This is a genomic window from Photorhabdus africana (genome assembly GCF_035181445.1).
GTDB classification, from domain to species: Bacteria; Pseudomonadota; Gammaproteobacteria; order Enterobacterales; family Enterobacteriaceae; genus Photorhabdus; species Photorhabdus laumondii.
In genome coordinates, this window is the sequence record NZ_JAXBVE010000002.1 from 79,511 (window position 1) to 92,413 (window position 12,903).

The 12,903-nt window shown below is 35.8% G+C and carries 11 protein-coding genes and 2 pseudogenes; 3 read left to right on the top strand and 10 right to left on the bottom strand.

Going from position 1 to position 12,903, the window contains the following annotated elements; all coding sequences use genetic code 11:
* Positions 1-150 precede the first annotated feature (150 nt).
* The 10 genes and pseudogenes from SLS51_RS01460 to SLS51_RS01505 form a co-directional block, all read right to left on the bottom strand.
* Positions 151-533: pseudogene (locus SLS51_RS01460) on the bottom strand (transposase); the annotation flags it as partial.
* 365 nt (positions 534-898) lie between these two features.
* Positions 899-1,135 (bottom strand): annotated as a pseudogene (locus SLS51_RS01465) (Rpn/YhgA-type helix-turn-helix domain-containing protein); the annotation flags it as partial.
* Positions 1,136-1,243: 108 nt separating this feature from the next.
* Entirely contained in the window at positions 1,244-2,182 is a 939-nt protein-coding gene (locus tag SLS51_RS01470; protein WP_323834833.1) for an Rpn family recombination-promoting nuclease/putative transposase, read from the bottom strand.
* A 611-nt stretch (positions 2,183-2,793) separates the two neighbouring features.
* On the bottom strand, positions 2,794-3,414 hold the full coding sequence (locus SLS51_RS01475) for a riboflavin synthase subunit alpha (protein WP_323834835.1): 621 nt from the start codon (positions 3,412-3,414) through the stop codon (positions 2,794-2,796).
* 2 nt (positions 3,415-3,416) lie between these two features.
* On the bottom strand, positions 3,417-4,202 hold the full coding sequence (locus SLS51_RS01480; protein WP_323834837.1) for a class I SAM-dependent methyltransferase: 786 nt from the start codon (positions 4,200-4,202) through the stop codon (positions 3,417-3,419).
* Between the two features lie 23 nt (positions 4,203-4,225).
* On the bottom strand, positions 4,226-5,086 hold the full coding sequence (locus SLS51_RS01485) for a beta-keto acid cleavage family enzyme (protein ID WP_323834839.1): 861 nt from the start codon (positions 5,084-5,086) through the stop codon (positions 4,226-4,228).
* 7 nt (positions 5,087-5,093) lie between these two features.
* Positions 5,094-5,693, bottom strand: coding sequence for a GTP cyclohydrolase II RibA (gene ribA, locus SLS51_RS01490; RefSeq protein ID WP_323834841.1), 600 nt, complete (start codon positions 5,691-5,693; stop codon positions 5,094-5,096).
* Complete coding sequence (locus SLS51_RS01495) at positions 5,690-6,130, bottom strand: bifunctional diaminohydroxyphosphoribosylaminopyrimidine deaminase/5-amino-6-(5-phosphoribosylamino)uracil reductase RibD (RefSeq protein WP_323834844.1); 441 nt, start codon at positions 6,128-6,130, stop codon at positions 5,690-5,692. The genes ribA and SLS51_RS01495 overlap by 4 nt, the downstream gene beginning before the upstream one ends.
* Positions 6,131-7,495 (bottom strand): MFS transporter, encoded by a 1,365-nt coding sequence (locus tag SLS51_RS01500; protein WP_323834845.1) that lies wholly within the window; start codon positions 7,493-7,495, stop codon positions 6,131-6,133. It abuts the gene before it with no gap.
* Between the two features lies 1 nt (position 7,496).
* Positions 7,497-9,020: a gamma-glutamyltransferase gene (locus tag SLS51_RS01505; RefSeq protein ID WP_323834847.1), complete on the bottom strand. Its 1,524-nt coding sequence runs from the start codon at positions 9,018-9,020 to the stop codon at positions 7,497-7,499.
* A 478-nt stretch (positions 9,021-9,498) separates the two neighbouring features.
* Between SLS51_RS01505 and SLS51_RS01510 the strand changes: the two genes are divergently transcribed.
* The 3 genes from SLS51_RS01510 to SLS51_RS01520 are packed head-to-tail and all read left to right on the top strand — an operon-like array spanning position 9,499 to position 12,832.
* Positions 9,499-10,386: an outer membrane protein OmpK gene (locus SLS51_RS01510; RefSeq protein WP_323834849.1), complete on the top strand. Its 888-nt coding sequence runs from the start codon at positions 9,499-9,501 to the stop codon at positions 10,384-10,386.
* 55 nt (positions 10,387-10,441) lie between these two features.
* A complete protein-coding gene (locus SLS51_RS01515; RefSeq protein WP_323834851.1) occupies positions 10,442-11,716 on the top strand; it encodes an MFS transporter in 1,275 nt (424 codons plus the stop codon).
* A 60-nt stretch (positions 11,717-11,776) separates the two neighbouring features.
* Entirely contained in the window at positions 11,777-12,832 is a 1,056-nt protein-coding gene (locus SLS51_RS01520) for an LLM class flavin-dependent oxidoreductase (RefSeq protein ID WP_323834853.1), read from the top strand.
* The last annotated feature ends 71 nt before the right edge of the window (positions 12,833-12,903 follow it).

A 12,903-nucleotide genomic window follows, 5' to 3' on the forward strand; every position in this document is an offset into this window, starting at 1 on the left:
ACTAACGTTATTTATTTATCGATCTTGTTATCTTGATTTGTGTCCGCAATAGTCTCACTGTTAAGGATACAAATTAAGAGACAGCGAGGCACATATGAATACAGCCATGTTAAAAGTTCGTATTTCTGAAGATATGGACACCGACTCTTTTTATTCTCTGCTATTCCTGTAGGGATATGAGTTTAAAAACGTTTTCACTTTCTCAAACAACTGCCACATATACTGACAGCCATGATTTCGTGTCACCGTTTCATGCAAGGATTGCCACAGACGCCCAATTTTATTCAGCCAGGGAGAATAAGCAGGTAAAAACAATAGGTTAAATTTAGGATGACGGGCCAGTCAATCACTGACCAGTCGACTTTTATGGACATAAAAAACGGGATGTTTTTCTGAACACATTGACAACGTCTCAATTATTTTCGCCATTTTTTCATGGTACTCGGGATCGGGTAATTTAAGCGTCGGAGCTGCCCTTCGCCACACGATACCCATTTATGTCAGTAACGATAGAAAGTACTGATGGATAATTTTTTTCATCTGGCGTCGTTCATTGCGGGATATAGGCGCTATGATAGGCATAATTCAGTCCGTTTAGTGGTTTGGGATTATTGACAATTGATCAGATTGCAAAAATTGGACTGAGTTCCCTCCAAGTGATCTACTATTTTAAAAGTTATAATGAACTCTGTTCGGATGCCAAAATCAATAATAAACGGTCACATCAGGCGCATGAACATTGAGGTTTTGACGAAACAGAACAAGTCATTTTGTTTCCGCAAACAACTCACCTAATCACGTTCCCCATGCTCTTAAGGTGTCATTTCGCTCCCTTATAAATAAGAACAAAAATGCCGATTTTGAATATCGGCATTTTGCTGTAAAAGAGAAGATGAATTTAATGCTTTAACATTTCAATTTTATCCCGGCTCAGTCCGGTACTAGTGACAATAATGTCCAAACTCACGCCATGCCGTAATAAGGCACGAGCCGTTTCCACTTTACCTTCCTCTCGGCCTTCCTCTCGGCCTTCTTCTCGACCTAGCTCAATACCTCGCTCAAGCCCTTTTTGTTCAAGCTGTTCTGCAATAGTCATCAACATCGTTTCATGCTCCAGAGATTGCTGTTTCAGTCTGACCGGTTTCAGCTTCGCCGGGCAAACGTAAAAGTAGCCATCATCCTGAATAAGAACAAAAATGCCGATCTTAAATATCGGCATTTTGCTGTAAAAGAGAAGATGAATTTAATGCTTTAACGCTTCAATTTTATCCCGGCTCAGTCCGGTACTGGTGACAATAACGTCCAAACTCACGCCATGCCGTAATAAGGCACGGGCCGTTTCCACTTTACCTTTCTCTCGGCCTAGTTCAATGCCTTCCTCTCGGCCTTCCTCTCTACCTTGCTTGATACCTCGCTCAAGCCCTTTTTGTTCAAGCTGTTCTGCAATAGTCATCAGCATCGTTTCATGCTCCGGAGATTGTTCAATCAGTTGATGGACAAATTGTGAGAGATCCAGAGTATGTCCATTCAGTAAAATATAGAGTAACACCACATTGCGCTGCTCAGTTGTATTATACCCCGCATTCAAGAGTTCCACCAATTGGAGGAGCCATTCCTGCATATCCCGGCAGCGGATGTGTTTTTGCACCAGCTCCATCAGGGCTACCCCTTTATGTGTCAGGATCTCTTCATCGCTGAGTACACTGACGTCCACCAACGGAAACGCCTGACGGTATAAGCGAGCCGCCTGTTCGGGGAGCGTGAAACAATCCAGCCACCGGTTTGAGTAAGGATACGGCCGAATCTCACCATGATAAAACAGCAAAGGTGCCACCAACGGGAGTTCAGTATGGCCTTTTTTCAGGTGAGCCGCCATGGCTAACATGGCATAATACATCAGCCGCCAGGCCATTAACGGGTCAGGGGTGGACTGATGCTCAATCAGACAATAGATATAGCCCTGCCCCCGGGCCGTTTCGACCGAGTACAACACATCACTGTGCAGTTGACGTAAATGATCATCCACAAAACTGCCGGGCTCCAGTTTCAATGTGGCTAAGTCACACAACAACTGGATTTCTTCGGGCAGATAAAGGGATAGAAACTCTCTGGCCGTTTCAGGCTGCGTTAAAAAATATTTGAATAATCCGTCATGGTGAGGCCGTTTTTCTTTCTTTGCCACAATCTGTTTCTCTGTCTTATTAGTTAGTCATTACCATTTATAGTATTTCTGCCAAGTTACAAAAAACATTGTCTCAGATTTCCTCAGGCAAATCTTTACCGAATGCATTAATAGAAGATCCTAAAGAATCAAATATCAGAAAAGGAAAAACGAGAAAATATTATATTTACAACAACTACTTTATGAAAGCCATTCATTTCAATCATTTTTTAACTTGCATTCGCATAATGATAATCCCTTTGTCAAAATATCGATTACTTATATTTCCGTTAATCTTGGATGTTAAGATCGCAAAAATTTAACTGAGTTACCTTCAGATAATCTATTATTTTTAAATGCTATTGAGATGGTACGAGACTTCTTACAATCAATCTGAGGATTTCTACGACTTTGGTTATCATCAAAAACTCAGATAGTATCTAAGGTACTTTAATTCACTATTTCAAGCAAAACTCCAGTTAACTATTTATTATGAAATATATGACAAACGGACATTAAAATAATAAAATGTTTGTTATTTAATTGCCTGGAATTAATTGTGGAAGCGGAAGTAAAGTGACTTACCGCTTCACACTCCAACGCTTTCCAGCTTATTTACATTCCTTTAATTATCATATTGATCTATTAGCATTCATCGATCTGGATATCGTATCTACAATCGTTCTGGTTGTTTGATCTATTTCATAATTAAGTAAATCATTAACTTTAATATCACCAAGATTAGTTGCCCTTAACGTTTCTGGAATTAAATTCAACTCTATGGTTTTCTCTTCTTCATTTATACCATTTATTGTTAAACTACAACCATGCAACCCAATAAAACCTTTATGGAAAAAGTATTTTATATTATCGCCAGGAATATTAATCACTAATCGATAAGTTTCACCCGTTTTAATAAAATTAACGACTTCTGCTACACCTTCAATATGTCCATATAAGCTATGACCACCATTTTCTTTATTCATTTGATGTGATCTTTCGATATTAACTTCATCCCCCACATTTAAAAACTTTAATGTGGTCACATCAGCCGTAAAATCTGATATATCAAACCAGGCGATATCGTTTTTAAATTGGGTAACAGTCAAGCACGTACCATTAATCGCAACACTGGCCCCCACAGAAACATCATCAAAAAAATGGTTATTATTACTGACGGTCAATGTACTAAATCCCTCTTTTTTCTCAAGAGATAATACCTTTTCTTTTCCTTGCACAATTCCAGTATACATAATCACCCTCTTTTCTTAAGCAAAAATAATCCTGTTGAATAGGAAACCTTATGTTCTCCAGAAATATATTTATGATAAAGCAAATCATAAAATTCATTAACAGCATTTTCCTGATCTACTTTATCAAATTGCTGATATACGACTGATCCACTCCCCAAATGCCAATCTCTAAAATCCTCATAAGTTGAGAAGTTAACAACCTCTTCAATTCTATGACTTTTGATTATATCAAATCCTTTTGTAGAGTTAATAAATTTTTTACTGTCAAATCGATAATCATCGAACACTACCAAAGGTGAAATTGGGCGGTATTTTTCCCTAACCTTCTGTAATATTTCACCTTGAATGTCTTTCTCGCCTAATGAAAAATTGAAATCAAAAGCACACGATAAGAAAAATTTTGCACCTGGCCGTAGGAGATGAAAAATTTTATTTATAACCTCTTGCTCATTAGGGATAAACCAATGTAAACAAGCCGCACAGATTACTGAATCATATAATTTTATTTCAGTGTCCTGATAATTTAAAAAATCAGAAACTATAAAGCTACATTTTTTACTGTCATTTTGTGAACGGGCATAATTAACCATATCTTGTGAAATATCAATTCCCAAGTAACTTCTAATATTACCATCCTTTAGAAAATTTAATGCATTTCCTGTTCCACAACCAACGTCCAAAATATCACCTTCTATTTCGGAAAAATTCAACAGTAATTCTAAACACTTAAATTGTAACTTTTTAGATGTACGTTGATATTCTTTAGGTTTAAACCATACATTTTCCATAAGTAACTCCGCGTATATTATTATTAAAGTAACCCATATTGACCATTTCCAGGCGCTAAACCAAGCTTTTGACGAACATCAGCAGATGTCGCTGGGATTATTTCTAATTCATCCGCCAATCTGATTACTCTTTTAATAAGATTTTCGTTAGTCGCCAAAACCGTTCGCTTTCTGTCATACCAAATATTATCTTCTAAACCAATACGAACACCATATCCTGAAGCAAGTGCTAATGATGTAGTCTGTAACTGATAATTTCCTAAACCAGCAAATGAACAAGTCACATTGTCAGGAATATTTGCCAATAATGCTGATATATTTGAAAAACTATTTTGAGCACCAAAAATATTACCAAGAAGTATATTGGCATATATCTTTTGGGGTATTAATTTCTTTTTCATCAAAAAATAAATATAATTAGCCATTCCAAGGTCAAATATCTCTACCTCAGGTGAAATAGATTTATTCTTCATTGTTTCAGCTAAGAAATGAATTGTCTCTGGAGAGTTAATACTTGCTTGATTAATAAAATTCAAAGATGACAATGTCAAACTTCCCATATCCGGTTTAATATTACCATCTATCTCCAAAGGTGACGCTCTCTGATGATGATCTGTAACATTTCTCCCACTCAAAGAAACACAAATAATAATATCTTTATTGTGTTTTCTAATTCCTGAGATTATTTTTCCATATACTTCAGCAGATACAATTGGTTTACCTGTAATTTCATCCCTTGCATGAATATGAGCCATAGAAGCCCCATATTCTGATGCCCGCAGCACATCTTCAACAATTTCATTTACTGAGATAGGTACATTAGGGTTCATTTTCTTTGTTGGGACCATCCCTGTAGGGGCAAAATTCAATATAAAATCATTCATTTTCTCCTCACTTATAAATGTTTATTGCGTGAAATTTCTTTTCAACTTTACTTTTCAGATAACTTTCATTTTCTTTTGTTATATATACTCCAGTAGGAATAACTTGATTTACAATGATCCCTCCGGATAATAAACAATCTACCTTTTCAGGATTATTAGTTATTATGTCAACAACTTTAATATTTAAAGCCTTGAGCATTAAAACCGCATCGTCAAAGTTCCTTAAATCATCTTTATAGCCAAGAATCTCATTTGCAGTAAACGTGTCAATACCTTTATTTTGTAATTCATAGGCATCTAGTTTAGAATATAATCCGATTCCTCTTCCTTCTTGACGTAAATATATGATTATCCCATGACCTATTTCATCTATCTTTTTTATAGCTTCTTGTAATTGAAAACCACAATCACATCTATGTGAACCAAAAACATCACCCGTTAAACATTCAGAATGTATCCTAATTAAGACTGGAACGTTAGCTTTCAATTTACCTATGCTAATTGCAAAATGTTCGTCCTCCAAACCAAAAAATGTAATAAACTTAGTCTCCTTTGACGTATTTTCAATTGGTATAACTACACTTTTCCTTATTTCTATATTTTTCATTCCTCACTCCACAGATAATTTCCAATAAATTTTTCTATTTCATCATTTAATAATCCAACATTTACATCAATACCTTTATCTTTCAACATACTTATACTCTTCCCATTATTTTTTGAGTGTGGATCAATAATACCAACAAAAACTTTCCTAAAATCATGTTCAATTATTTTTTCCACACAAGGTGGAGTTTTACCATAAAAAGAACAAGGCTCCAACGTAATATAGATTTCACATTCATTTAACGGTACTTTTAATATATTCTCTATTGCGATAACTTCAGCATGTTTACCGCCATATCTCTGAGTAAACCCCTTTCCCACCACATTATTATTATGTGTTATCACAGCCCCAACAGGCGGATTTGGTAAACACATAGGTAATGCTTTCATTGATTCATGCAACGCCATTCTCATAAAATTCTCATTAATTTCATTCAATTAATTCACCTTGTTTTTAATAAAAAATGAATTTAAAAAAGGAATAAAAAGTAAAAAACATACAATTGAAACATATGAATATAAATAAAAAACCCCATTGACAGCCAATCCACCATTAAACTCAATAACAGTAAATAATAGCGCTGGGATAGATTGCCCAAGCATAGAATTAAGTTGCATCACAGCACCATTTAATATATTGGCTTGATATAGAATCTCTTTATTTAATTCATAAAAAGCAACCGAAGAATAACCTAAAAATTGAAACGATCTCGCAATTCCATGGAAGAAACATAATAAATAAATAAATTGGATATTTTTATATATAAAATCAAACCAGAAAAACATTATTGAAATTAATGTCATGAAAGATGAAAATATAAAATACCATCTTATGTTTTTTACACGAACCAAAACATTAGCTGCCACAGGCTTCGCAATAACATTTCCAAAAAAAATAAATACAATACATACCCCACTTTCAAGTGGGGTATAACCAAAAATAGTTATCAATAACAATGTTAAGAAAATAGGAAAACAATATATTGCCACTCTAAAAAAACTACCAACAACTATATTCATTCTAAAAAAATCGTTTACCAATAATTCAACATTAAATATTTTATTACCATTTGATTTTACAAGTAAATATACAAAGAAAAAGGTAATAATTATTGAAAAAAAGGATAACTCTATATACTTATTAGTTATAAAACAAAAAAATGCAAAAATAGATAGCACAATACCTACCCAAGGATAACATGATATAAAATCAATCTTCCCATTACCCTCAGATAAATATTCATCACTCGACAACCATTTAAATGATATTATAATAAGCAATAAAGAAAGTAACGAAACAAAATAAAATATACATCTCCATCCATAATATTGAGTTATATATCCGCCTATGATAGGAGCAAATACAGGAGCAAATAGAGCAGGCCATACCAAATATGCCATTACAATAGGTATATCCTCTTTATTTGTTTTGCTTAATACTAACGTTCTACCCACAGGTACAACTAACGCACTACCAAAACCTTGTATTACCCTGCCAATGGCCAATATATATATATTATTACTTATACTACATAAAAAAGATGCAATAAGAAAAATAATCATACCTAAAAGGAATTTCTCTTTTGCCTTAGTTTTCCTAAAAAAATTCATATTCAATGGAGTAAAAATTGCTAAAGAACATACATAAGAAGCTATAACAATTGTCGTCATCCCTATTGTTACATTTAAATTATCGGATATATCCATCAATGATGGAGTAAATATTGTCGCATCCAACACCTCTAAAAAAAACGCACCGGAAACTATTAATATATCAACTCTATTATTAATATTTTTATTCATTTTAATAACCTAATGCGACACCATAACCTCTAGGATCTGATATTGAAAAGAGCAATCCATTCACTTTATTGATACCTGCCATTTGTACTACTCCCAATTTATCACTAAGACCATTTGTACAAACGAATGGCTTTCCAAGTCCTTCCATTTCTGTCAGATAAGTTATTTCTTTAGTCTTTGGATGATATCCCATGTTAGCAAATCTTGGCTCTTTTATTGCTTCATATGGCTGAAATTCTTCAGCCATTATTTTGTTAATTATAAATGATAAAGTTTGAGACTGAACTGGACCACCAGATGTCCCTATTACAAAACTAATATCATCTGATTCCACGATGACGCAATTATTAGTATGTTTAACTGGAGAATGGCTCCTAAAATCATCTCCTTTTCTTCTTTCGTTAAATGCATAACATCTATTAGAGAGTAATATCCCTGTATTTTTCACTTCAAAAAGAGCACCTAGCGGTGTAAAAATTGAATTTGTAATCCCTATTAAGTCACCATTTTGATTAACACCAGCAATAAAAATCGTATGGCTTTGCTTATTAATAATATCTTTTTCATCTAAAAAATTATCTTCAACCATGTTAAATAGTGATATTGCCGTTTCCTCAATTTTATCTGCATAATTAATTATGCCAGGATCAATATAAATAGCTTTTTCTTCTATGTACGGGGCAAGGTTACAAATTTTTGCATAATCTATTTTTTTATTTTTCTTCGCAAATAACTCATAAATCTTTAAAAACAGAAAAAGCTCTCTCCAAGGGCTATTTGCTCCATGACAAAAAACATTGCACTCCATAAAACGCATAGTCCTAACTTCACTATAGTTAGGCATAAAATTCAAAAAATCGGATTCAGAATACAATTTATTATCATACTTGGCTAACTGCGTGTAAATTTCATCTCCTAATTTTCCCTTGTACAAGTCTAAAAAACCCTCAGTAGAAACTCTTCTCATCATATCAATAAATGAATGATTTATACGTTTTTCCCCATCAAATAACATTCTCCATTCATTCATTTCTGTGGTTTCTGATAACTCCAATTCAGCTTTATTAAATAATTTATCAATTTGAGGGATTTTGACAAATCCTCTATTGAAATCATCTGCGATTAACGTTTCTGTGATTCTTTTTAGATCTATATCCCTTTTCCTCGCTAACATATCAAACGCATAAGGGGCACCATAAATCATGGTGCTATATATCCCTCTTCTCGGAATGTGTTTTAATCCTTTACTTTCATAAGAAGTTACATTTTGATATGTCCCTGTTTTACCCGTTCCATTTATAGCAGATATTTCTCCATTATTTCTTTCCATTATTATCGCGTCACCACCCAAACCACAAAGATGTGGTAAATTAAAAAATAAAGACATACCTACTTTCATAGCACCACTGTATAACGAAAAAGGGTTACTTTTTTCAAGAATATGTTCATTTACACCTGATACGGTTGATTTGTAATGAGGTGATGAAAAACAAATACTATTACCCCAAGCCAAGTTAGACATCATTATTATCCTTTTTCCATTTGAAAATAAAATATTTATTTATTGTTATTATTTTGCATTTATATACAATAAACTGTTATTATAAAGCAGAATTTAGTAAAGAATATTATAATAAAAAAATCAGTGACTTTTATCACAATTACATAAAATGTTATTTTATGTAATTGTGATAACTTGAAAAGACTATTCTATATCTCATTATTCTTTAATGTACTTAAGCCTATAAATAAAGAAACCAACTGTAGTAATATTTAAAACCCAAACATATCTCCTCTCTAAAACTAAAAAACCAACTAATAAAGAAAAAAAACAATCAACACAATTACTGATACTAATAAATGACTAAGGTTAGAATAATATTATTTTTCTGTATTATTCAACATTCATCAAAAAAACCAAATATCCCTTTGACAAAACCTCTCCATTAGATCAATGTTATTAACATTATTTAGTCCAACAACGTACGAAAAGAGGAATCCTTGTGTTGTTTACCTGGAAAGCCCACGATACTAAAAACCGCTTACAGTTTTTTTCCGCCTTATGGTCCTCGTTTCCATCTTCTTGTATTACTTATCAAACAACGGCTTGGCATTGGATCAACACCAGATTAAAGAAAAGTAGATTATCTGCAATGCTATTATTGCCACTGGCAATCAATCAAGCTCAGGCCAACCATTTTGTTAATTTTCAATCGATTGATACCAGCCTTTATATGCAATTTGAAAATCGGGTCGATCCCAGAAAAACCATTTCACCGATTTTAGAGGCTTTCGGCGACTACAGTATCGGCGATATGTACGTCTATAGTATTTGGCAAAACTCACTGCAAAGTGATTACCAAGGTGACAAAAGCACCTACTATTATAAATTTGTCCCCAGAGTGAGCTTGAGTAAAGTCACTGGTAATGACATCTCTTTTGGGCCGGTAAAAGATATTTTGTTCGCTCAATGGATTGCCAAAACTAAAGGGGTAGATTACGACTATTTTCCCGGTATCAGTATTGACTGGCACGCTAGTTGGGTTAGCTGGTTACGTACAATTTTTTATTTTGAGAATAATGCCAAAGGAAGCTGGAATGATCAGCGAATCCATATTGACTACGGAATTCCCTTCAATAACCGTTTAGGTGATTTCCGGGTTGTCGGCACTTTCGATTATACCTTAGGTTTACATGGGCAATCTGAAACCATCGATTTCAAACCAGAGTTACATTACGATTTAGGAAAACGCCTTGGTCATCAACCCGGCCATTTATGGACCGGCATTGTTCTGAACCCAATAAAAAATAAATACAAAATAAGGGATACACCTTATTATCGAACCGATCAATTTAGCTACGGGATCTTTATTCGATATAGTTTTTTCTGATACCGGAATAAAATATCAGAAATTTTCTGCCAACCTTTATCCTGATGGAGTCAAGATGCCCATTCAACATGACCAATTCGGACGTACTTATCAGTGGCTCCTACTGATACTTTTGGGTTTGGTTTACTTTCTGGTCACCGCAACCACATTTACCTCGCTAGGCGTTGTATTACCTAGCATGATCAAGGAATTACACTGGAGTTGGACGGATGCCGGTCTGGGGTTCACCTTACTTGGCCTATCATGTGGACTGTCCAGTTATCTTCCAGCGATGTTTATTCGTCGTATAGGCGTCCGCGTCACTTTAATGATCGGTACGCTGACCTTTATCACCAGTTTCTGCATTCTCTATAACACCCATAGTATCGCGGCCTATTTTACCGGTACAACCCTATTAGGGATCGGCTTTAGCCTTATGGCTACTGTTCCCGGCACTTATGTCATTAGCCGACTTTTTAAAAAACAGTCGTTGGCTTTTGGTATCTATTTCACCATCGGTGGATTAGGGGGCGTGGTCGGTCCGTGGATCTATTTCCTGGCAACAGTATTTTGGGAAAACTGGCGTATGCACTGGGCAATTTCCGGGATATCACTCACTTTGATCAGTTTATTAACCATTTTATTTATGCGCGAAGGTAAAAAGGAAAACGCCCACGCTGAAAGAATTAACAAAAATCAACAAGACCAGCTCCCCACCACTATCTATCGCACCAAGGAAATATGGAATGTCAGACAGGCACTGCACACCTGGCAATTTTATGCCATTGCCGCCGCTTATACCTCTTTTTTACTGTGTGGGATAACCGTTAATAGTTTTGCTGTCGCCCATATTACTGAAAATGGATTCAGTGAGTCTGTTGCCGCTTCCTCGCTCAGTATTTTGGCTTTTATCAATGCATTCTCACGATTTGCAGGAGGCGCTGTTGGTGAATGGTTCGATCCCAAAAAATTGCTTATCGGCAGTCTGTCGATAATTATCTGTGGTCTTATCGCACTCAGTGCCACCACTTCATGGACATTTTTAATCCTGTTCACATTGTGTATTGGCATCGGTTATGGCATGACTTTTCTAGCATCCAGTATTTTGCTATTCAATTATTTTGGACGCACGCCTTATCTGGAACTGTTCTCGGTGATGAATCTGATCTCCACTAGCGCCTGTATCGCCCCTTTTCTCGTGGGCGTAATTAAGGATTATTCAGGTAGTTTTACACCGGCATTTCTCATTATCGCCATACCGGTGCTAACTATTCTGATTATCACATTCATGATGCAACCGCCTTCACAAATCGTGAAAAAATGTTCTGATAACAGCACATTACTTAACTAAATTTAACAATAAAATGAACCTATAAGATATTCCTTACCACAGACAAACAAGGAATTAATCATGGCAAAAAAAGAATTCGGTGTATTTCTACCCATAGCGAAAGGTGGCTGGATTATTTCTAAAAATACACCACCACTCGATGCTTCTTATCAGCAAAACCGTGAAGCCGCTATTCTGGCTGATCAAATTGGTTTGGATTTCATTATGTCAATGAGCAAATGGCGTGGCTTTGGTGGCGAAACGGAACATTGGGGCTGTTCTCTGGAATCCGTTACGATGATGGCAGGTATTGCCGAAGTGACTCATCATGCCCGGCTTATCGCAACCATGCATGCCGGGCTGCATAATCCCGCCGTGACAGCCAAAATGATTGCAACACTGGATCAAATTAGTCATGGACGCGCCGGGCTGAATATTGTCTCTGGCTCCTTCAAAGACGAATTTGAACAAATGGGGGAATGGGATAACAATTTAGATCACGATCAACGTTACGCAATGACCGAAGAGTGGACCCAATTGATCAAACAGCTTTGGCGTGAGAAGCAGGTTAATCATCAGGGAGATTACTTTAATTTCAAGAATTGTGTTTCTGAACCCAAACCTGTTTCCGTTCCGCGCCCTTATTTGGTCTGTGCCGGTCAATCAGAATGTGGGCTACGTTTTAGTGTGCGTAACACCGATGTGTGTTTCATTGGTGGTAAAGATGAAGAAGAAACGCGACAAATTAGTCTGATGGCTAAACGTCTTGCAGCCGAATACGGTACAACCACCAAAACCTTTTGTATGTGTACGATTATTTGCGCTGAAACAGATGAAGAAGCTAAGACGCTGGCTGAATTCTATCGTGATGGCTTGGATATAGACGCAGTTAAAAGCATGATACACAGTTTTGGCGTCGATGTTGGCGAAAAAAGCAATGCGATGGTTGAAAGATCCCAAAATGCTTTTATGACCCACACCGCTATCGGCAGCCCGGAAACGTGCCGCCAACAATTGTCAGATTTGCTGCGTGAATGCGAACTGGATGGAGTTATGTTGATCTTCCCTGATTATGTTCAGGGGTTAACCACTTTCGGCGAGAAAATCTTGCCACAACTTAAAGCTGAATTTATCTAAACAACGATAATAGGCCAATAAGCCAGGGAATGGGTTCTCCACATCTCAACGAGCTTACCCATTCCCTAAAC